The 21,100-nt window shown below is 40.4% G+C and carries 18 protein-coding genes; 6 read left to right on the top strand and 12 right to left on the bottom strand.

Features of this window, described 5'->3' with window-relative positions; translation table 11 throughout:
- Positions 1-934, top strand: a 934-nt coding sequence (locus tag Q0192_RS00400; RefSeq protein ID WP_299284394.1) for a glycosyltransferase family 1 protein, incomplete at its 5' end; no start/stop codon positions are given.
- On the opposite strand, the gene miaA is transcribed toward Q0192_RS00400, so the two are convergent.
- From miaA to Q0192_RS00365, 7 genes are all read right to left on the bottom strand, one after another.
- The gene (miaA, locus tag Q0192_RS00395; RefSeq protein ID WP_299284391.1) at positions 931-1,842 is read right to left on the bottom strand and encodes a tRNA (adenosine(37)-N6)-dimethylallyltransferase MiaA; all 912 of its coding nucleotides are present in this window, start codon (positions 1,840-1,842) and stop codon (positions 931-933) included. The genes Q0192_RS00400 and miaA overlap by 4 nt on opposite strands.
- Positions 1,843-1,887: 45 nt before the next feature.
- Complete coding sequence (locus tag Q0192_RS00390; protein WP_299284388.1) at positions 1,888-2,526, bottom strand: hypothetical protein; 639 nt, start codon at positions 2,524-2,526, stop codon at positions 1,888-1,890.
- Positions 2,527-2,558: 32 nt separating this feature from the next.
- Complete coding sequence (locus Q0192_RS00385; RefSeq protein WP_299284385.1) at positions 2,559-3,974, bottom strand: HD domain-containing protein; 1,416 nt, start codon at positions 3,972-3,974, stop codon at positions 2,559-2,561.
- An 85-nt stretch (positions 3,975-4,059) separates the two neighbouring features.
- Entirely contained in the window at positions 4,060-4,626 is a 567-nt protein-coding gene (locus tag Q0192_RS00380) for an L-threonylcarbamoyladenylate synthase (protein ID WP_299284382.1), read from the bottom strand.
- Entirely contained in the window at positions 4,619-5,761 is a 1,143-nt protein-coding gene (locus tag Q0192_RS00375; protein WP_299284379.1) for a glycosyltransferase family 1 protein, read from the bottom strand. Before Q0192_RS00375 ends, Q0192_RS00380 begins: the two co-directional genes overlap by 8 nt.
- Positions 5,762-5,851: 90 nt before the next feature.
- Complete coding sequence (locus Q0192_RS00370; protein ID WP_299284376.1) at positions 5,852-6,670, bottom strand: 2,3,4,5-tetrahydropyridine-2,6-dicarboxylate N-succinyltransferase; 819 nt, start codon at positions 6,668-6,670, stop codon at positions 5,852-5,854.
- A gap of 382 nt (positions 6,671-7,052) precedes the next feature.
- Positions 7,053-7,265, bottom strand: a complete 213-nt coding sequence (locus tag Q0192_RS00365; RefSeq protein WP_299284373.1) for a hypothetical protein — start codon at positions 7,263-7,265, stop codon at positions 7,053-7,055.
- Between the two features lie 290 nt (positions 7,266-7,555).
- On the opposite strand from Q0192_RS00365, the gene Q0192_RS00360 reads away from it, so the two are divergent.
- A complete protein-coding gene (locus Q0192_RS00360) occupies positions 7,556-7,954 on the top strand; it encodes an RNA-binding S4 domain-containing protein (RefSeq protein WP_299284370.1) in 399 nt (132 codons plus the stop codon).
- Positions 7,955-8,019: 65 nt separating this feature from the next.
- Here Q0192_RS00360 and Q0192_RS00355 read toward each other — a convergent pair whose 3' ends face one another.
- Entirely contained in the window at positions 8,020-8,502 is a 483-nt protein-coding gene (locus Q0192_RS00355; RefSeq protein WP_299284367.1) for a nucleoside deaminase, read from the bottom strand.
- Positions 8,503-8,570: 68 nt separating this feature from the next.
- The gene (locus tag Q0192_RS00350; protein ID WP_299284364.1) at positions 8,571-9,170 is read right to left on the bottom strand and encodes an OmpH family outer membrane protein; all 600 of its coding nucleotides are present in this window, start codon (positions 9,168-9,170) and stop codon (positions 8,571-8,573) included.
- A gap of 153 nt (positions 9,171-9,323) precedes the next feature.
- On the opposite strand from Q0192_RS00350, the gene gyrB reads away from it, so the two are divergent.
- From gyrB to Q0192_RS00335, 3 genes are all read left to right on the top strand, one after another.
- Positions 9,324-11,291: a DNA topoisomerase (ATP-hydrolyzing) subunit B gene (gene gyrB, locus Q0192_RS00345; RefSeq protein WP_299284361.1), complete on the top strand. Its 1,968-nt coding sequence runs from the start codon at positions 9,324-9,326 to the stop codon at positions 11,289-11,291.
- A 305-nt stretch (positions 11,292-11,596) separates the two neighbouring features.
- Positions 11,597-11,797, top strand: coding sequence for a DUF2683 family protein (locus Q0192_RS00340; RefSeq protein ID WP_299284358.1), 201 nt, complete (start codon positions 11,597-11,599; stop codon positions 11,795-11,797).
- Complete coding sequence (locus Q0192_RS00335; RefSeq protein WP_299284355.1) at positions 11,788-11,985, top strand: Txe/YoeB family addiction module toxin; 198 nt, start codon at positions 11,788-11,790, stop codon at positions 11,983-11,985. The genes Q0192_RS00340 and Q0192_RS00335 overlap by 10 nt, the downstream gene beginning before the upstream one ends.
- A 157-nt stretch (positions 11,986-12,142) precedes the next feature.
- Here Q0192_RS00335 and Q0192_RS00330 read toward each other — a convergent pair whose 3' ends face one another.
- Positions 12,143-12,574: an aspartyl protease family protein gene (locus Q0192_RS00330; RefSeq protein ID WP_299284353.1), complete on the bottom strand. Its 432-nt coding sequence runs from the start codon at positions 12,572-12,574 to the stop codon at positions 12,143-12,145.
- 158 nt (positions 12,575-12,732) lie between these two features.
- Between Q0192_RS00330 and Q0192_RS00325 the strand changes: the two genes are divergently transcribed.
- Entirely contained in the window at positions 12,733-13,563 is an 831-nt protein-coding gene (locus tag Q0192_RS00325; protein ID WP_299284351.1) for an alpha/beta hydrolase, read from the top strand.
- Between the two features lie 84 nt (positions 13,564-13,647).
- On the opposite strand, the gene Q0192_RS00320 is transcribed toward Q0192_RS00325, so the two are convergent.
- The gene (locus tag Q0192_RS00320; RefSeq protein ID WP_299284349.1) at positions 13,648-15,915 is read right to left on the bottom strand and encodes a BamA/TamA family outer membrane protein; all 2,268 of its coding nucleotides are present in this window, start codon (positions 15,913-15,915) and stop codon (positions 13,648-13,650) included.
- 4 nt (positions 15,916-15,919) lie between these two features.
- Entirely contained in the window at positions 15,920-20,947 is a 5,028-nt protein-coding gene (locus Q0192_RS00315) for a translocation/assembly module TamB (RefSeq protein ID WP_299284347.1), read from the bottom strand.
- Positions 20,948-21,100 lie beyond the last annotated feature (153 nt).

Below are 21,100 nucleotides of genomic sequence, written 5' to 3'. Positions count from 1 at the left end.
CGATCAACTTAAAACAGCCTTACAAACTTCGCGCAGCATTGATAAATATGTTCTTTCCCGGTTTAGCAATTCAATTCTAAACCGCGTTGTCAATATCTGTTCGCTGCTTTCATTTCGAAACAAAATTGTTCATGTAACCGGCGATGTACATTACGCTATTTTAGGTGCTTGGTTTAGTCATCGTGTTTTAACGATCCACGATCTGGCCTTTCTGCACCAAAATAATGGCATTAAAAGAAGCATCTTAAAATGGTTTTGGATTGTATTGCCGGTAAAGTTTGCACATCGGGTTACGGTAATTTCGGAAGCAACTAAGGCTGAAGTTTTAAAATATGTGCAAGTTGATCCAACTAAAATCAAAGTAATTCCAAACTTTATTTCGGATACTTTTCGTCCAATTCAAAACCTAAAGTTTAATCAATTCAAACTTAAACTTTTACAAGTTGGCACAGCGTTCAACAAAAATATAGAATGTTTGGCAGAAGCGCTTTTTGGAATTCCTTGTACTTTAACTATTATCGGAAAGTTGGATAAACGGCAAAAAGAAATACTTAACAAGTATCAAATACAAGTTATAAACAAGCTGGATTTAACTGAGCAGGAATTATATTTGGAATATCAAAATGCTGATTTGTTAACTTTCGTTTCAACCGTAGAAGGTTTTGGGTTGCCAATTATTGAAGCCAATGCTTGCGGTTTGGCGGTGGTTACTGCTAATTGTTCATCCATGCCGGAAGTTGCCGGAAACGCTGCTTTGTTGGTTGATCCTTTTGATGTTGATTCAATTAAAAATGGAATCCTAACGTTAATTGGTAATGAAGATTTAAGAAATGAACTCGTTAAAAAAGGCTTTGAAAATGCAAAGCGTTTCTCAAAAGTAAAAGTTGCGGCGCAATACGAATTGCTTTATCAGGAATTGGAAAACGAAAATTAACCAATTAAAGGAAGTAAAACGGAAAGAACTGCTTGCAAGTCCGGCGAATCAAACCATAAAATCTCCTGATCTTTTTTAAACCAGGTGATTTGCCTTTTTGCAAAATGCCGCGTGTTTTGTTTGATCAATGTCAATGCTTCTTTTACCGGTGTTTTTTTATTAAAAGCATCAAAAATTTCTTTGTAACCAACCGTATTTAAAGCATTTAAATGTTGCTGCGGTAACAAATCCGATGCTTCTTTTACCAAGCCGTTTTTAACCATTTCATCAACACGGTTATTAATGCGCTCATATAAAATCGCTCTTTCCGGGTTGATACCTATTTTGATAATTTTAAAATCTCGTTCCTTCTTGGTTTTGGTAAGGAAAGAAGAAAATGGTTTTCCGGTGGAAGCAGAAATTTCCAAAGCACGGATGATGCGCTGTGGGTTTTGCAGGTCAACTTGTTCATAATATTCGGGATCGAGAATTTTCAACTGGTTTTGCAAATATTCCAAACCAAACTCCTGATAAGCTTGGTTCCAATGTTCCCTTTCCTGCGGTTCGGCATTGGGCAAATCATCAAAACCCTGATAAATGGCCTGCAAATACAAACCGGAACCACCAACCATCAGCACAATTTTGTGTTGCTGAAATAGTTCTTCCAGCTTTGTTAACGCTGCTTTTTCAAAATCGGCAACAGAAAAATTTTCGGTGATGGAATGCGAATTAATAAAATGATGCGGAACCGCAGCCAATTCTTCGGTGGATGGTTTTGCTGTTCCGATTTCCGTTTCGCGATAAAATTGCCTCGAATCCGCTGAAATAATTTCTGTTTGAAAATACTTTGCCAACTCGATTGCCAAAGTAGTTTTTCCGGCTGCCGTTGGCCCGCAAACTGAAATTAAAATGTATTTTGCCTTTACCAAGGCTTTTTGTTTACCAATTTTTGCACAGTAAAAGAAGCATCAGGTTTAATAATCTTCTTTTGCACCGTGTTCTTCGTCTTCAATGTGTCCATTGTCAGCAAATTCGTCATCGGCAAACTCGTCTTCCGCTTCTTCCTCGTCTACAGCCGGCACATCGTCCACTTCGTCCAGTTCGGTAAAATCGTGGCCGTCTTCCGGGTTTAAACCTTCTTCATGCAAAAAGTCGAAATCCTCGGCATCGCCATCAGCAACCGGAACGGCAGCTACGGCGCCAAATGGTTTTGGCGCATCGCCCGCAGAACGCACAATTTGCGGGTAAACTTTTCCGGTCGTATCATCCAACAGTATTTTTATCAACTCGACATGAAAATCATACGGCCGATCGAAATTGTAGGTGTAGTAAAATTTTTGGTGAGGGTCATCAATAAAGCTGCTTAGTTTAGAGTTTTCCATCAAAGCAACACCGCGGTCAATTTTTTTGGCAGAAGGCATAAACGCAATCTCATCGCTTTTGATCCAATGATCGTTGCTAACGTAGAAAGAGGAAGAAGCCTCGGGGTTGTAACCGGTTGACTGCTGGATAATGCGGTGTAAATCTTCAAATGTTTGTTTAGATTGAATTTCAACTTCTCTGACAACGTCATCGTAATCTTCAAAACTCACTTTAAACCTGTAAACTGCCATTCCTGATATTTTTTATAATGATTAATCGTTCGTTAATTTAAAATTTTTGCTACAACTTTTAAGCCAATATCTTCCCCTTTTTTAATCATCAGTTTTAAAGCTTCGGGCCGGGAGTTAAAAATTTCGCCTTCCAAAATCGCATCGCGTATGCTGCTTTTAATGATGCCAACTTCCCTTCCGGCCTTAATGCCAAAGGTTTCCATAATATCTTCGCCGCTAACAGGCGGTTGCCAGTTGCGGATGCGATCGCGCTCTTCCACATCTTTCAATTTCTGCTTAACGCGTTCAAAATTGTTGCGGTATTTTTTTACTTTATACTCATTTTTAGTGGTAACATCGGCGTTGCAAAGCAGCATCAAGCCTTCAATGTCATCGCCTGCATCAAAAAGTAAACGCCGCACCGCCGAATCCGTTACAATTTCTTGCGCCAAAACAATGGGGCGCATGTGCAACTGTACTAATTTCTGCACTAATTTTAACTTTTCGTTGAGCGGAAGTTTTAACTGGGCAAATATTTTTGGCACCATCCGCGCACCTTTATCTTCGTGGCCGTGAAAAGTCCAGCCGTGGCCAGGCTCAAAACGTTTGGTTGCTGGTTTGGCAATATCGTGCAAAATTGCAGCCCAACGCAACCACAAATCAGTTGTGTTTTCCGAAATATTATCCAGCACTTGCAAGGTGTGGTAAAAATTGTCTTTATGGCCTTGTCCGTTCACAATTTCTACGCCTTGCAATACCACCATTTGCGGGAAGATGAGTTGCAGCAATCCGGTATCAAAAAGATAGTTGAAACCAACAGAAGGTTTTGGCGAAGCAATGATTTTGTTCAGTTCGTCTGTAATCCGTTCCTGCGATACAATTTTAATCCGTTCGCGGTTTGTTTTGATCGCTTCCAACGCTGCCGGATCAATGGTAAAACTTAACTGGGCAGCAAAACGGACGGCACGCATCATCCGCAGCGGGTCATCAGAAAAAGTGATTTCAGCATCTAAAGGCGTACGGATCAGCTTGTTTTCCAAATCATTTACACCTTGAAAAGGATCAATCAGCTCGCCAAAATCTTCTTCATTTAAAGCAATGGCCAAAGCGTTGATGGTAAAATCGCGGCGGTTTTGGTCGTCTTCCAAAGTGCCGTCTTCTACAATTGGTTTGCGTGATTCTGCCCGATATGATTCTTTTCGCGCGCCAACAAACTCTAAATCTAAGTTTTTGTATTTCAAACTTGCCGTGCCAAAATTTTTAAAAACCGAAACTTTTACCTTGAGTTTTTGCGCAACTTCTTCGGCAAAAGCGATTCCGTTTCCTAAAACAACAACGTCAATATCAGCAGAAAGGCGTTTCAAAAACAAATCTCGCACGTAGCCGCCGATCACAAATGCTTGAACTTGTTTGCCGGAAGCAACGTTCGAAATAATTTGAAATACCGGATGCTGCAGATGTTGTTTCATCAATTTTGCGTACCAATTTTATATGGATAAAAGAAGCATCAATAGTTTTGCAGATGCTTCTTTTAGCGTGCAAAAATAGTGATTATTACTTTCTGATAAAGCTAAAACGACCGTCGGCTTCCAGTTTCATAATGGTGGATGGTTTTTTTTGCTGCAAGTCGTGCTGTTCTAAATCAACCACATAATCCACACCTTCAATAATTTCGGGAGAAACTTCACTAAAGTTTTTTGGCGATGGTTTGCCGCTGATATTGGCTGAAGTAGAAACCAGCGGTTTGCGCAAACGCTGGATCAATTGCTGGCAAAGTTCGTGCTTTACTACGCGGATGCCAATGCTGCCATCGGCATTGATTAAAGCCGGAGAAATATTTTTGGCACCAGAAAGGATTAACGTGAGCGGATTTTCGGCAAATTCGATCAAATCATAAGCAATATCCGGCACTTCGCGTACATAACTCAAAAGCTTGTTGTCGTTGTCCAGCAAAATGATCATACTTTTGCTTTCTTCGCGCTGCTTCAATTGGTAAATTTTTTTGACGGCTTCGGTATTGGTCGCATCGCAGCCAATTCCCCAAATCGTGTCGGTCGGATAGAGGATGATGCCGCCTTCCTGTACTATTTTTAGTGCTTTGGCAACTTCGTCCCTAAGCATTATTTAATACTTGCAGATACACGTCCATCAAATTTTTTGCAATGTTTTCTTCCCGAAAACGTTTTGCATATTCAAAACCTTGTGCTTTCATTTTTAATCTAAGCTGATCGTTTTGCAAAATCAAATTTACTTTTTCTGCAAGGCCAACTGCGTCGTCCGGATCAACATAAAAGCTATCTGGCCCGCCGGCTTCTTCCAAACAAGAACCTGTTGCCGCAACAACTGGTGTGCCCGAAGTTAAAGCTTCCAAAACCGGGATACCAAAACCTTCGTAACGTGAGGGATAAACAAAAACCTGTGCGAGATGATAGATAGATGGCAAATCGTAAAAAGAAATGTTTTTTAAAAAAATGACGCGCTTTTGCAATGCTTCTTTTACCACCAGTTTTTTGACCTTTTCGGCATATTCGGTTTCGCGCCCGATAACAACCAAAGAAACATCAGCCGGAATATTTTTTAAAGCTTTTACCACCAGCAGCAGGTTTTTTCGGGTTTCTATCGTGCCAACGTTCAATATAAATTTTTGCGGAAGCTGATACCGTTTTTGGACTGATTGTTTTAGCGCATCAACTTCTTTTAGCGTGAAATCTGAATTCCATCCTTGATAAACAACTTTTATTTTTTCAGGGTTGATGTTGAAAAAACTGATTAAATCTGCTTTGGTTTGTTCGCTTACGGCAATCACCAAATCCGCATTTTCACAGGCATTCCTGGCTTTCCATTCATAAATTTTCCGGTCAATCCAGTCAAAGTATTTTGGATATTTCAGATAGATCAAATCGTGGATGGTAACTACTGTTTTTATACCACTTTTTTTGATACCGATCGGCAGCTCCTGGCTCAAACCGTGGTAAAGCTGAATTTTATCGCGCTTTAAATCTTTGATAATGCCTTTACTTCGCCAAAAAGATTTAAAAATTGCGATAGCAGGCGTTTTAACTTGTATGTTATTTAAGCTAAACAAAAATAACGGCCTTGTTTCTTCCCCAACTGTTGGCGTGTATAAAAAATATTCGTTTTGCAGAACATGCCTTGCCAAAGCCCGAATTGTTGTCCGGCTGTAGTTGCCCAATCCGGTTTTATTTAAAAAAGCACGTTTGGCATCGAAAGCGATTTTAAGAAGTTGATTGTTCATGGATAATAGTTCATGGGCTCATGGTTGATAAATTATTGCTGACCTGTCCGCTTTTACTATCTATTAACTATTATCCATGAACCTAAAAAACTAAACGGCTACATTATGCTCTCTTAAAGCATTGTTTAACGATGTTTTTTTGTCGGTTGATTCTTTTCTGCGGCCAATAATCAACGCACAAGGAACCTGGTATTCTCCCGCAGGAAATTTTTTAGTGTAAGAACCAGGGATCACAACCGAACGTGCCGGCACAAAGCTTTTATATTCTGTCGGTGTTTCTTTGGTTACATCAATAATTTTGGTGGAAGCTGTTAAAACCACGTTGGCGCCTAAAACAACTTCGTGTTCCAGATGTACGCCTTCCACTACAATGGCGCGCGAACCGATGAAACAATTGTCTTCGATAATTACCGGCGCTGCCTGAACCGGTTCCAGCACGCCGCCAATGCCAACGCCGCCGCTTAAATGCACGTTTTTGCCAATTTGAGCGCAAGAACCAACGGTTGCCCAGGTATCTACCATCGTACCTTCATCCACATAAGCGCCAATGTTGACGTAAGAAGGCATCATAATAACACCTTTGGCCAAGTAAGCGCCATAACGGGCAATGCCATGCGGAACGACACGGACACCAGTTTCTTTGTAATTGGTTTTAAGTTTCATTTTATCGTGGAACACAAACGGTCCAACTTTTATTTCGGCCATATCGCGGATCGGAAAATATAGGATCACTGCTTTTTTGATCCAATCATTGATGTGCCAGCGGCCGGTTATCATTTCGGCTACGCGCAGTTTTCCTTTGTCCAAATCGTCAATCACATCTTCAATAGCCGTAATATGTTCTTTGGATTCCAGTAAAGTACGGTCAATCCAGGCATCTTCGATCAGTTTCTTTACATCATTATACATCTCGGTATCAAGCTTAATTTTTGTTGTAGAATTTTGAGTTTAATTTTACCAATGGCACAAGCAGCATAAGTTGCGCTTTGGCAAACATAACAAAAATTGAGGTTTTAAAACCGGCAAGCAGGCACAATCTGTTTAAACTGAAATGGCGATGGCCTTGTGTTTGGAACAGGTTGTTTTTAGAAATAAACTAAGAGCTTGTTTAAATTTTGTTAACCTTATTTTATTTGCCATGCTTCTTTTACCACATAAAATTCATTGTCTTTTTGTGGTTTTTGTACCCTTAAAATATTCGGGCACACCAAATTTATAGGCATAAAAGAAGCATTGTAAAATTTTATGATATAAATTTAAACAGGCTCTAAGGCCAAAAAACTTTCGTGCGCTAAATACATTTATTAATTAATGACAAAAGCGACGGATCTAAACGCGAGCTTTTCTCCGCCGGTACACTAACCCCGTTCTTTTTATAGATTTTGTAATTGTCTTCGTCATCAATCAATACATCAGCTTCAATGCTCATGTCATCTTTTTCAACTTCGTTTAAAACTGATATTTTAATCAGTTCGTCATTGTAGGTAAAAACAGAATTTTTCATAAAATAAAAAAGTAAATGCGGTTTTACGTATAATTGGTTTCGGTAGAAAATAAAGGCGTATAATTTGGTATAAAAGTATCAAACACGCTTTTATTTTAAAAGTTTATTAAAACTGTAAAAGAAATGTTGCGCTAAATTACACATTTAATAAAATTTATCTTTATCAATGCTTCCGATCGCGTCTTTAAATGTTGTTCGTTTCTACGGAAATTGTATTAATGCGTATGAAGGCAGCTAATTCTAAACTGATCTAAACAATAAATCAGTTTTAGCATTGTTAATCTTGAAGTATGGCAGAAAAAGAGAAGTTACGGATTGATAAATATTTATGGGCCATCCGGATATTTAAAACACGAACCATGGCCGCAGATGCGTGTAAAGCCGGCAAAGTAAAGCTGGATGGTCAAAATATAAAACCATCGCACGAAGTGAAGGTTGGAGAAACCTACCAGGTAAGTAAAGGCATAGAAAAGAAAGTTTTAAAAGTTACTGGTTTGCTGGAAAACCGTTCAGACGCGAAAACCGCTGTTCAGTTTTATGAAGACCAAACGCCGGTAGAACAAACGTATGGCTATAAATCTGTTTTTCAATCGCCAATGATTCGGCGCGACCAAGGCGCAGGCCGGCCCACAAAAAAAGACCGCCGCGATATTGACGACCTTCAGGATGGTTTTTTTGATAAACCTTGATTTTAACCAATGCTTCTTTTATCGTATAAAAATTGATGAATGATTTTATGCCGGTAAAAGAAGTATTAATAATGGATATTCAAATCTGATGCTGTCCATTTTTTAAAAGCGCCCAAAGCTTCGTCTCGAAGCAATTGTACCGCCGGAAGTTTCCGTTCGGATAATGGCCGGTCAATTTCATCGTAAATAAACTGGTCATCAAATGCTATTGCTGCTGCATCTGCTTTGGTATTGGCGTAATAAATGGCATCTAAATGTGCCCAATAAATGGCGCCAAGGCACATCGGGCAAGGCTCACAACTGGTATAAATAACGCAGCCTTCCAGATTGTGCGTGTCCAACTCTTTGCAAGCCAAACGAATGGCCGAAACTTCGGCATGTGCCGTTGGGTCTTTTTGCGGAACTACTTTGTTCGCACTTCGCGCAACCACCATTCCGTCTTTCACAATCACGGCACCAAACGGGCCGCCTTGCCGCTGTTCTACGTTTTGCTCGGAAAGCTGAATGGCCATCCGCATAAACTTTTCATGGTTTTGTTGCCCGTCCACTATTTTTACACATTAAAAAACCCCGGTTTGGCCGGGGTTTTTGTACTTAAATTTTTTGATTGGTATAATTACTTTTTGTCTTTTTTGTAGTTCTCGTTCAAAATTTTCACAACATCATTAGTTACGTTTAAGCTTTCATCGCCAAACAAAACAGTTGGGTTGGCTTTAGAATAAGTTAAAATCAGTTTATAGCCTTTGTCTTTGGCGTAACCTTTTAAAAAGTCGGCAATTTTATCGTACAATTTTGCATTTTCTGCCGCTTGTTCCTGCTGGATTTGTGCGCTTGCATTTTGGTTATACGTTTGCAGTTCCTGCTGTTTACGCGCTAAACGTTGTTCGGTTGCGGCACGTTGGTCGGCACTTAAAGTAGCAGCGCCTTTTTGATATTCGGCCACTTCACGCTGAAACGCCTGCCCTTTAGAAGAAACATCAACCTGCGCTTTTTTGCCTTTGTCTTCCAGGCGGTTGCTCATATCTTTAAAATAATCGTATTTGTTCAGCAACGAATCAGAATTTACATACACAATCTCTTGTTTTGCCGATGAAACCGAAGTGGTGTTTTTCTCGGCAGAAACAGTGCTGCTATTGGTTTTTGGCGTTTGGTTACAGGCTGCTGCCATTGCGGATACTGCTATTCCTAATATCAACCGGGATACCGTTATTTTCATGGTTTTTTAAAAAATTTTGACAAAGATAATCTTTCGCTGCAAGTATCCTAATCTTTTAAAAACCAGCTTTCCAAGTACTGCTTTTGTTGGCAAAAAGAGCATTTATATAGGCTAAAAATCGTATCTTTGAAGGTTAATGTTTGATCCAAATTTATGAGTGAAATAAAAGAATTAGTAGAAGACCGGTCCAATTATTCAGCAGATAACATCCAGGTTTTGGAAGGTTTGGAAGCAGTACGGAAACGGCCTTCCATGTATATCGGCGATACCGGCGTAAAAGGTTTGCACCATTTGGTTTATGAAGTGGTTGACAATTCGATTGACGAAGCACTGGCCGGCCATTGCGATACGATAAAAGTAGTGATCCAGGAAGGAAATTCTATTTTGGTAAGTGATAACGGCCGAGGTATCCCAACCGGTTTTCACCAAAAAGAACAACGCTCGGCACTCGAAGTAGTGATGACGGTTCTGCACGCCGGCGGTAAATTTGACAAAGACACTTATAAAGTTTCGGGTGGCTTGCATGGTGTAGGTGTAAGTTGCGTAAATGCACTTTCTACCCATTTAAAAGCCTTGGTTTATCGCGAAGGAAAAGTTTTTACCCAGGAATACGAGCGCGGCAAACCGATGTATCCCGTAAAGGAAATTGGCGAAACGGAGAACCGCGGAACAACAATTATTTTTACGCCCGATCCCGAGATTTTTACTTTATCCACAGAATACAAATACGAAACGATTGCCGGCCGTTTACGCGAACTGGCTTATTTGAATAAAGGAATCCGGCTTTCGATTACCGATGAACGGGAAACTGATGAAACCGGTTTGCACCCTTACGAAGAGTTTTATTCAGAAGGCGGCTTAAAAGAGTTTGTTAAATATTTAGACGGAACGCGAAATTCCATCATTCCCGAACCCATTTATGTAGATGGCAACAAGCAGGGAATCCCGATAGAGTTGGCACTGCAATACAATGATACGTATTCGGAAAATGTACACTCTTACGTCAACAACATCAACACCATTGAAGGCGGAACACACGTTGCGGGATTTAGGATGGGTTTGACCAGGACTTTAAAATCGTATGCGGATAAATCCGGCTTATTAAAAAATGTAAAAATTGATATTACCGGTGATGATTTTCGTGAAGGATTAACGGCCGTAATTTCGGTAAAAGTGCAGGAGCCGCAATTTGAAGGACAAACCAAAACCAAGTTAGGCAATAATGAAGTTAGCGGTGCAGTAAACCAGGCTGTTGGCGAAATCCTGGGAAATTATTTGGAAGAAAACCCGAGGGAAGCACGTTTAATTGTGAACAAAGTAATCATGGCTGCTACGGCCCGTTCTGCTGCCCGAAAAGCACGCGAAATGGTGCAGCGTAAAAACGTGATGAGCGGGACTGGTTTGCCGGGAAAACTGGCCGATTGTGCCGATAGTGATCCGGGAAAGTGCGAGTTGTTTTTGGTGGAGGGCGATTCGGCAGGCGGAACAGCCAAGCAAGGCCGCAACCGCGAATACCAGGCCATACTTCCTTTACGGGGCAAAATCCTGAACGTGGAGAAAGCGATGGAATACAAGATCTACGAAAACGAAGAGATCAAGAACATGTTTACCGCGCTTGGTGTAAGCATCGGTACGCCGGAAGATGACAAAGCGTTGAACATTGTTAAGTTGCGTTACCATAAAATTGTAATCATGACGGATGCCGATGTGGACGGTTCGCATATCACTACCTTAATCCTCACTTTCTTTTTCCGTTACATGAAAGAATTGGTGGAAGCCGGTTACATTTACATTGCCACGCCGCCATTATACCAGGTTAAAAAAGGCAAAGAAGCGCAATATTGCTGGAACGATACGCAACGCGATGCGGCCATCCAACGTTTAAAAGGCGGCGGCAAGGAAGACAGCGTACACGTGCAGCGTTACAAAGGTTTGGGCGAAATGAACGACGTACAATTGTGGGACACCACCATGAACCCAGACACACGCACCTTGCGCCAAGTTACCATTGATAACGCTGCAGCCTGCGATCATACTTTCTCAATGCTGATGGGCGATGAAGTTGCGCCACGACGCGAGTTTATCGAGAAAAATGCGAAGTATGCGAAGATTGATGTGTAAATTATAGTGGTAAAAGAAGTATGAAACCCTGTTCCTTAATTGGAGCAGGGTTTTTTTGTTTGATGTTGAAATTTAGGTGGTAAAAGAAGCATTAAATGAGTTAAAAATTTTTAGTTTAAAAAGACGAATTTGCCAATCGTGAATAGTTATTTTAGTGAAATTTACATAAAGTGAATTGACTGTAAGGCATTCCATACTTTTCAAAACAAGTCTACATTTTTCGTAATTAACTACTGCTTTGTATTGCGTAAAATATCGCCTTGCTAATTGTAATAAAAGAAATAGAATTATCTTAAATTTGTGTTATGGAAACTTTAATTGTCCGTCCAAAAAATCAAAAGCAAATGGCTACAGTTGAAGCTGTTTTAAAGGCTTTAAATGTTGCTTTTCAAAAAGAAGAAAAAACTAAATATAACCCTGAATTTGTTGCCAAAATATTAGAAGGCAGCAAAGAAATAGCAGAAGGTAAAGGAACCAAGATTGCGCTGGAAGATTTATGGAAATAATTTATTCCAGCAGGGCAATTAAAGATTTAGATTTTTGGAATAAATCCGGCAATAAACAAATTCAAAAAAAGATTCACGAACTGATTGCTGATATAATTAAAAATCCTTTCATAGGAATCGGTAAGCCAGAAGCACTAAAGTATGAGCTATCAGGAAAATGGTCGAGGCGAATAAATAATGAACACTGATTAATTTATGAAATATTACCAAGCGGGAACTTTCTATTTTAAGTATCTTATCTTTAAAAGGGCATTATAATGACTGATTATTTGACTGGAAGTTGTAAACAACGTTTTCAGCGTTTAGAACTTCTAAATCCATTATACTTCTTTTATCACCTAAAAACTACTCACTTTTCAAACTCAACTTCCCCTTCTCATAATCAATCACAGCCCTAAATTCCACCAATACATCGCCTCCTAAAACACCTAACACCGGCCCGACGGCTAACTTTTCGTAAGCGATATTAATGGCGGAAAGATCCAAAACAGCAACTTCAATTTCAGGAATGTGAAACTTGCCAATGTAGAAATCAGTAATCGTAGTCATAAAAGATTCCATGTTGTTGGTGCCTAAACCAGTGGTTAAATGGCCGGAATTAATCAGCTCTTTTTCATGTATTTGTTCCAGGAGCAGTGTTTTATCAAAAGCTGTTTTTGATGCGCCAGTATCTAAAACCAATTTAAAAGTTTTGTTAAACACGGTTACATTTACTAGTGCGTGAAAACCGTTTCCGTTCAGATCAATCAATTCCAGGGGGATGCTTTTTTTAGGCATGTAAAATTAGTATCTGCCAAAACTAATACTTAGAATTTTAATTTGAGGGTTAAACCAATATTGGCAATGCTTCTTTTACCGGCATAAAATTATTTCATGCTTGTTAAAAACAACAGTTTTAAAATTCAAGTTATAACAAACAATTAAATCAAATTAAAATGCCGTTTCTAGAATCAAAAAACAATAATGAAACTCCTGTTAAAATTTTTTATCAGGATTTAGGCCAGGGAAAACCAGTTGTGCTGATCCATGGCTGGCCATTAACAAGCGATTCCTGGGAATATCAATTGAACGAGTTGCCTGCACATGGCTTTCGGGTGATTGCTTATGACCGCCGTGGTTTTGGAAAATCTGACAAACCCTGGGGAAATTACGATTACAGCACGTTGGCCAGTGATTTAAAAGCTTTGCTGGACGAGCTTGACCTAAACGAAGTAACTTTAGTTGGTTTTTCAATGGGCGGGGGAGAAGTAATCCGTTATTTAAGTTTGTATGGAAGCGAACGGATTGCAAAAATTGTTTTGGTAAGTTCGATCATTCCGTATTTGCTGAAAACGGATGACAACCCGGAAGGCGTTCCGCAAAAAATGTTTGACGAGTTTGAAACACAGTTGCGCGATGACCGTCCGAAGTTTTTGGCAGCGTTTGGAAAACAGTTTTACAACGACAGTTTATTGAAACCCGTGGTAAGTTCGGAAATGCTGGACTGGACACAAATGCTGGCTTTAACGGGAAGCGGAAAAGCAACGATTGATTGTATGAAAGCTTTTTCTTCAACAGATTTTCGTGCGGAGGTGAGCACTGTTAAAGTGCCAACGCTGATTATTCATGGTGATGATGATCAAACTGTTCCGATTAAAACTTCCGGAGAGCAAGCTTCAAAATTATTACCGGATGCAAAATTTATAATTTATAAAGGCGCACCGCATGGTTTGTTTATCACCGAAAAAGAAAAACTTACGGCTGACTTGGTAGATTTTATTGCCTAATATTCACCAAAAAAGTACCGATAAAAGAAGCATGGCTTAATTTAATTGGCCATGCTTTTTTTATCGGGTAAAATTCAGTTTAGATTAAAACGGATAACCGATAGCCAGGTTGAAAACTGGTTTGTTGGTATTTAAACTACTGTTTATTGAAGTATAAGGTCTCATTACTGGGAAACCTAAATCGGTACGCAACACCAAAACGCTGGCATCAAACCGTAAACCGAAGCCAACATCGGCAGCCAATTGATTTAGAAAATTTTTGCCAAAACTTCCGCCCGGATAATGCGGTTTTGTATTCCAAACATTACCGGCATCGGCAAACAAGGCACCATAAACAATGCTGAATAGTTTTGGCCGGTATTCTAAGTTCCCTTCCAGCTTTATATCGCCTGATTGATCGGCTAAAAATGTATTGTTGTTGCCTACATTTTGAATATACTGCCCTGGGTCAACATTTCCCGGACCAATAGACCTCGCCCTAAACCCGCGCAAACTATTTGGACCGCCAATAAAAAATTGCTGGCTGTAAGGCAAAATGGTGGAGTTGCCATAAGGCAAACCGGCACTTGCTATTAAGCGTGCTGCAATCTGGCTGTTTGTGCTTACTTTATGAAAAAACCTGATCTCGTTTTCCAGCTTAATGTATTGATTGTAAGGCGTATTAAATATCCTTTTTATTTTTCCGCCCAGCGTATCCGCTCCGCTTGCCAAGCCAATAATATTTCCGGAAAAGCTGATGCGGCTGTTATAATAAACGGTATTGGTACGATAAGTTTCGGTGGTGTTGGTGTACGTATAACTGTAAGACGGGCCGAAAGTAAACTGCGGGTCAATAACGTGTCTTAAAGCCGGGTTGCCGGTAACTGCAATATTGTTGGTATAAGCGGTATCTACTTTGGCTGGTTTTACATAAGTAACTGTAATTAAATTTAACTCGTGCGAGCGATGTGTACTTTCTCGCCATTGGTAGCCAAAAGAACCGTTAAAGGAATTTAAATTGTACAAGCCGCTGCGGTTTACAATGGAGTAGCCCACGGAAAAGTTGGTGCGGGGAATATAGGCATTGTCGTTTTTGAAATTGAAAGGGCTGATGAAACGCGGCCAGGACAAAGAGGCTTGAAAACCAACCTGGGACAGGGGATGGCCGCCGCCATATTGCCCGGAAACTTGTGCATCGGTACTTCCAAAAAGGGTCAATGTTAACAGTTCTGCCCCTCTGAAAGTATTTCTGTTGCGGAAGTTTAAGTTGAGTTGCGTGCCGTTATAATTGGCGGATGTAGTTCGGGCCAAAACATCAACTGATAAAGATTTACGCGGAAACTGGGTCAGGAAATAATAAACATTTAACCTCGGCGAATCAGTGGAGACATCTTCAAACCTGTTTTTTACATATTTAAAAGGGCCTAAATTGATAAAACGGCTTAAAGATTTGTTATGGTCCGCACGGTTGTAAACTCCACCCGGCAGCAATTGTACGGTATTTTTGAATACAAAAGGTTTAATGGTTTGCTTTTTTTGTATCACATAATAATTGTTGTACTTAACCGCTTGGTCGAGCATTAAAGATGTGTCTCGTAAAGAATAGTTTGGATAAACGTAAATGTTGTTGATTTTATAAATATTGCGCGCTTTGCCAGGTGTTGTATTTATAACAATGATCGACATATCAACCTGATGGTTGCCTACATCAGTGCTGTCAACTCTTGCTTTCAGGTCCTCCGGGGCAAAATAATAGAAGCCTTTTTCTTTCAAATTGGCATCAATTCTTTCCCGTTCGGCTTTGATCACATCCAGGTTATACTTATCGCCAACTTTTAACAAAGACTGCTTTGCTATTCCTGCAATGGCGGTATCCAAATTGTCTTTTTCTGTTGGAAAACTAAGGGTTTTGATGGTATAGGCCGGGCCAGTGTTTACGGTATAAACCGCAGTGGTTTTTTTTGCTTTACTGATAGTATCGCCTGTGGCCTGAGCCTGGAAATAACCTTCGTTCTGTAAACGGTTAACAATAATATTGGTGTTTTTGGTAAGGTCAACTGCACTTGCCAAAATAGGCGGCTCGCCAAATTTTGTGTTTAAATAATGTTTCAGCCCTTTTTTCTTAGTTGTTCTGGTAATGTTGTAGATGTATAATTTCGGCCTTAAACCGAAAATTGTTGAATTAGGTTTTGGGCGAAGCAAACCTGTTAATTCTCCGGCCAAAGCTTTTTTGTCATTTTTCTTTAAGTCTTTGTTAGTGATATTTACTTTGCCGCCCACATACAGCTTTTGCGCACCGGTTAAGTATTTGGTATTGCTGCAGGCACTTAGAAAAATAGAAATTAACAATAAATATATTAGAGCTCTGGTCATAGGTTTATTTTGAAGTTTGTGCTTTCTTGTCCTTCTTGTCCTGTTTTTGCTGGCGGCGCATTTCTTTAAGCTGTTCTGAAGTTTTAAAGATGTTTTTAAACTGGTTGTAATCAACGGTAAAGGAAAAACCAACGCCTGTTTCTACCACTTGGCCTTGTATTACAATGTATTCGTCTCGGCGGTAAGCTCTTAAAGAGAAGCGGCCGTCTTTGGTTAGTTTGTAGCCTACATTTACGTTACCAGCGATGGTACTGGCTTTTTGTCCGGGCTGGTTTTGCCCTTCCAAATTAAAATTATTGCCAACAGAAACAGACAGGCGGTCATTCAAAAAGCGTTTGGATAAAGCAACGTTTAAATCGGTACGGTTCTGTGCAGTTCCGGTTGAGTAATCTTCTCCGGAAGTCAGGCCAAAGTTTAAATCAACACCGGCTATTGAGTTTCCAACCAGCTTGTTCAACTGATCTGACAACAAACCGCTGACACTGTTCCGCACAATACCTTCCACACCACTGCTTCCGCCCGAACTTTGCAATGGGTTATCACCAATAAAGTGTCCTAAAACAAGCACGCCCAAAACCTGCTTGTTCAACTCGTTCGGGTCTTGTCTGATTTGTGCCAAACGCGCATCCACCGTATTGATAACATCAGAAGACACGCTGTAGCTGCTGTCGGGCAGTACAATATCAAAGCTGATGGTTGGTTTCATCAACTCGTCTTTCAAATTCAGGTTTACATTGAATGGCAATTTTTGTTTGTACATTGTTTTTTCGGTTTCAGAACTCAACTGGTCCTCCACCAAATCAATCGGTGGTACATTGGCCACGTTTACCGCAGTTAAATCAATGTTGGCACTGGTCGGGTCGCCCGTCCAGGTAATGGTGCTGCCTTGTTTAAAAGTGAAGTTTCGTTGTACTGTTGCATACGATAAGTTGTACGAACCTGTATTAACAATATAAGTACCGGTTAAATTAATTTTACCACTTGGGTCAATACCTGCATTCAGTTGTGCTGCCCCTTTTATGTGCACAATATCACCGTTGCTTTCATCAATAACGATGTTGAAGTTGGCATTTTTATTAATCGTAACATTGGCAGAAACATCCATTCCAGTAATATCGGACTTGCTGACAGAGTCGCGTTGTTTGGCCAGCAAAATTGAATCTAATTTTGGTGCATTTTTGTTTACAAACTCTACCACGCCTTTCCGGTCTTCCACTCCCGGGTCGCTTTGCGGCAATACAACAGTCAGGTTCGTCTGGTCGTTCACCGTTAAATTGGCATCAACTACCGGTTTGCTCATATCGCCGCGTATTTTGATGCGGCTGTTTAAGAAAAGTCTGCCGTAATACAATTGATTGTCTTCGCGAGTAGAATTGATCAGCCTGAAATTATCCGTGTTGATATCGAGGCCAAATTTAAAATCGGTAAAAGTTTTGGTGTAAACAGAGCCGTTGATAGTTGCTTTATTTCCGGTAGAATCAACCAGGGTAAAATCATTAAAAGTTATACCGTCCCGGTTGAAATTGATCTTTTCATTATCCAAGCTAAAATACGAGTTGAGCATGGCTACATTAAAACCAACTTTATTAAAGTTGATATCGCCGTTGACATTTGGGGCGGAAGACGAACCAGCAATTTTAACCTGGCCATTGATAGCCCCCGTTGTATTGCGCAAATACCCTAATGTATAGCCTTCAATACTCTTCATGTTTAGCTTTACAATATCGAGGTTCAAGTCAATGTTGTTGTCCGGCTGGTTGGTATGGTACAAACCGGCGAGCCTTACTTCATTGCCTTTCCCGGTAATGGACACATTTGCAGCATAAGTATTGGCTTGCTGGTTGTTTACTTTGATGGCAATGTCGCCCAGGGTATCTGCTTTAAAATTGAAATCGCGGATGTTCAGATCAGAAGTGAAAACCGGGCTTGCTGCAAAATTGCTCACCAGTGCATTTCCGTTTATTCTTCCGCCAACTTTCAATGAATCTTTTTCTGCAATTTGGGTTAAGGTTTCTATTTTAAAGTTTTGGAAAGTAATGGCAAGCGGGCCGTTTAGTTTCTGGTTTGTTGTATTTACGCTTAAAGTTTGGTTATTGCTGGTGATGTTAAAGTTTCGGGCCAAAATACCTTTTCCGCCAAATTGTAGTGCATTACCGGCGTTCACCGTCCAAGGGTCATAATCCAACACCAATCCGTTTTGCAACAGGCTAAATTCGTACTGGTTTGTCAAAGCTTTCAACACGCCTGCAATGCGGTATTGCTCTTTTAAGCCCTTATCTTTTATGCTGACATTTACAGAAAGCAGGTTGTTTTGTGCGTTGCCGCTGATGCTGGTATTTAACAATTGGATAGACGAAGTTGCAATTTTATCTACACCAAAACTATAGTTCAAAGCATTATTGCCTGTGTTGATCGCCAGCTTTAAATTGCTGATCTGGTTAGTGCCATAAACCGTATTTGGCACTGCACCATTTATTACCAAATCCCCGGCATCACTGTTAAAACGCCCTGTTAATTTAACTGGGTCTAATTGTTTCAGATCAGGTACAAACTGCGTTAACAAAGGTGTTTTGGTGATAACAGCTTGGAATGTAAAGTTTTCTGGCGCAAATTTTACCTTGGTAAAAGAAGCACCAGTATTATAGTATTTGTTGATAGTTGCCTGCAAAGCCGTTCCAACTTCGGTCAGCTTATACTTGCCGCTCATTCGGGCAGTTAGTATCTGAGATTTGATCCTTAACGAAGAACTATCGGCATTGGCAGTCGAAATAATACCAACCGAATCTAATTGAATGCGCTGCGTTCCCTGTACGATCAGCAAGTTGGTCAATTGGATATTTCCATTCAGATAATCCGGGTCAGCGGTAGGGACATCAGCCACAATTTTACCATGTAAACGAAGCGGTGTGCTTGAGAAATGCAGTCGCTGCAAATTGATGCTGTCTAAATTCAAAGTGGCATTTACCGCAGGATATTTGTTGGCCATGTTCACTTTGGCATTCAGCGCAAAGTTGATGTTCGGGTCTTTCATCCTGGCTACAGTATTGATTAAGCCATTGTGTGCATTGCCTGTTAAAATCAAATTCCGGTAAACATAACCTTTCACATCAGCACGGATTAAATTTGCTGATAAAGTTGCATTGGCATTTTTTACACTCGTGCCAGAACCTTTTACTTTGGCATTCAAGGTTAAGCGTCCAACAGTCTTTTCCTGTTTGATCAACCGCCCAACATTAAAATTGTCCATTTTCACATCGGCGTTATAAACTTCGCTGCCTTTTTTGCTGCCGCTTTTCATCCCGGCAATTGCATGGATATTGCCATAACTGGAACGCAAAGCCATGTTGGTCGTAAAGTTTTTGATGCTTCCTTTAAAGGTGCCTTTTAGGCCTAAAGACTCAGGAAGTCGTACGCTGGTTGGGATAGAACCTGCCGGTGCCAGCTTGGCAATATCGCGGCCAGTTGTAGTAAAATCTTTGATGTCGAGGTCAAAAAAAGCTTTGTCCACATCCGGCAAACCTTTTAAATGTGCCGAAGCTGCAATTTTAGTTTGCCCTAATCCCGAAACGCTTAGGTTTTGAATCGTCAAATCGTTTACCTTGCCGCTGACCTTTCCGTTTACGTTTAAACTCGCATTTGCATTTCCTTTAAATGGCGGCGTAGTGGCCAAAGTTGGCACAAAAGCCAGTACATCTTTAAAAGCCAGTTTGCTGTTTGCAAAATTAGCGCTCAACTGCAGCTCGCCCAAATTGTTGCTGAGGCTGGAAATAGAAGGATATTTCACATCAATAAAATCACGGATAACCGTTCCGGGAGTTTCCAGATACAGGTTTTTCAGGAAAGACTGTTTTTGTCCGTATAAAAATGTGGTGTGAAAATTTCTAACCTGCACGCCGCTTTTCTCGCTAAAAGCAAATTGGTTGATCTTGCCGGAAATCGTAGTCGGACTGTACAAAATATCATCTGCATCAACGTTCAAGCCTTTTAAATTCAGGTGCATGTAATCAATACCGCGGGCAATCGGTTTTGAGGCGTTGTTGTCAAACTGGATATCGTTATTGGCAAAAGCTACTTTCCCTAATTTAACCGTCCAGCCTTTTTCTTCGGCAGCGGTTTTTGTGGTCGTGTCTTTGTCAACTGCTTTTTTCGATGCTTCTTTTACCGTGGTTTTTATGGTGGCCGCTGTTGCAGGCCGGCCGGTTGCCATGGCGGCTTTGGTTTGGTTCAATTCGATATTTCGGATCACCACGCGCTGGTTTTTCATATCAATGCTGTCCAAATCAACCAAAAGTTTGCCCAAATCAACTTTGGTTTTTAAAGCGTTGGATTCGTTTTGATAATCAACCTTAATCCGGTTTAAATCAATTTCGCCCAACTTCAAATCGTAATTTAATGGTTTGGAAGCAGCCGTATCCGTTGCAGCCGCAGTGGCCGCCGCCGCAATTTGGTGTTGGATGACGCGTGCATTTACATCCGAAAGCGTAATTTTCGGAACGGTAAATTTCATCTTATCCAAATCAAAATCTTTGATGTTGGTATCAAAATGGCCTAAATTAAAAGCAACATCATTGCCCGAAACGGCATCGTTGTATTTAATATGGATACGGTCGAGGTTGATTTTGCTGATCGAAAACTTCATCGAAGCCGTATCGGTTGATTTTGGCTTCTTCTGGTCGCTTGCAAAAGCTTTGATGATATAAGTAAAGTTAAAAGCACTGTCCGGCATCGTTCGGTTGATGTGCGACGTGATGCCTTGTAAATTAACTTCGTTTATCTCGATCTGGTTGTTCAAAATTTTTAACAAACTGATGTCAACCTTTAGCTTTTCGCCGGCCAGCAGCGTGTCTTTTTTCTGGTCTTCAAAATAAACATCTTCTAAAACCAGCAACTTGGGCAAACCCAAAGAAATGTGGCCGATGCGTACCGGTGTGTGGATTTTCCCTTCCAAAAAGCTAACGGCTTTATCTTTTGCAAAGTTTTGAACGGCAGGAACTTGTATCAAAACCACCACCAATAATATAAGCGCAATCACACTTACTATCAGCCAGAGTACAACCTTAAGAAATATGCGTCCGTATTTTTCCAAAATTTTTATTGTTGATTAAACATTGTCCTATCAAGCGTAAACGTACCCGTGAGAAACCTTACCAAAGTACCCAAAATTATTTTTCTAAAAAAACAATTG

The organism is uncultured Mucilaginibacter sp. (assembly GCF_937859865.1).
Lineage (GTDB): Bacteria > Bacteroidota > Bacteroidia > Sphingobacteriales > Sphingobacteriaceae > Mucilaginibacter_A.
The sequence above is the reverse complement of the archived record's forward strand: the minus strand, read 5'-3'. Positions and strand labels throughout refer to the sequence as shown.

Excerpts from the sequence above, each read along its gene's own strand:
- Q0192_RS00335 (WP_299284355.1), top strand. The coding sequence starts at position 11,788 with ATGGAAATAATTTATTCCAGCAGGGCAATTAAAGATTTAGATTTTTGG.
- gyrB (WP_299284361.1), top strand. The coding sequence starts at position 9,324 with ATGAGTGAAATAAAAGAATTAGTAGAAGACCGGTCCAATTATTCAGCA.
- Q0192_RS00330 (WP_299284353.1), bottom strand. The coding sequence starts at position 12,574 with ATGCCTAAAAAAAGCATCCCCCTGGAATTGATTGATCTGAACGGAAAC.
- Q0192_RS00370 (WP_299284376.1), bottom strand. The coding sequence starts at position 6,670 with ATGTATAATGATGTAAAGAAACTGATCGAAGATGCCTGGATTGACCGT.
- Q0192_RS00365 (WP_299284373.1), bottom strand. The coding sequence starts at position 7,265 with ATGAAAAATTCTGTTTTTACCTACAATGACGAACTGATTAAAATATCA.
- Q0192_RS00390 (WP_299284388.1), bottom strand. The coding sequence starts at position 2,526 with ATGGCAGTTTACAGGTTTAAAGTGAGTTTTGAAGATTACGATGACGTT.
- Q0192_RS00375 (WP_299284379.1), bottom strand. The coding sequence starts at position 5,761 with ATGAACAATCAACTTCTTAAAATCGCTTTCGATGCCAAACGTGCTTTT.
- Q0192_RS00385 (WP_299284385.1), bottom strand. The coding sequence starts at position 3,974 with ATGAAACAACATCTGCAGCATCCGGTATTTCAAATTATTTCGAACGTT.
- Q0192_RS00380 (WP_299284382.1), bottom strand. The coding sequence starts at position 4,626 with ATGCTTAGGGACGAAGTTGCCAAAGCACTAAAAATAGTACAGGAAGGC.
- Q0192_RS00350 (WP_299284364.1), bottom strand. The coding sequence starts at position 9,170 with ATGAAAATAACGGTATCCCGGTTGATATTAGGAATAGCAGTATCCGCA.
- Q0192_RS00325 (WP_299284351.1), top strand. The coding sequence starts at position 12,733 with ATGCCGTTTCTAGAATCAAAAAACAATAATGAAACTCCTGTTAAAATT.
- Q0192_RS00360 (WP_299284370.1), top strand. The coding sequence starts at position 7,556 with ATGGCAGAAAAAGAGAAGTTACGGATTGATAAATATTTATGGGCCATC.
- Q0192_RS00340 (WP_299284358.1), top strand. The coding sequence starts at position 11,597 with ATGGAAACTTTAATTGTCCGTCCAAAAAATCAAAAGCAAATGGCTACA.
- Q0192_RS00320 (WP_299284349.1), bottom strand. The coding sequence starts at position 15,915 with ATGACCAGAGCTCTAATATATTTATTGTTAATTTCTATTTTTCTAAGT.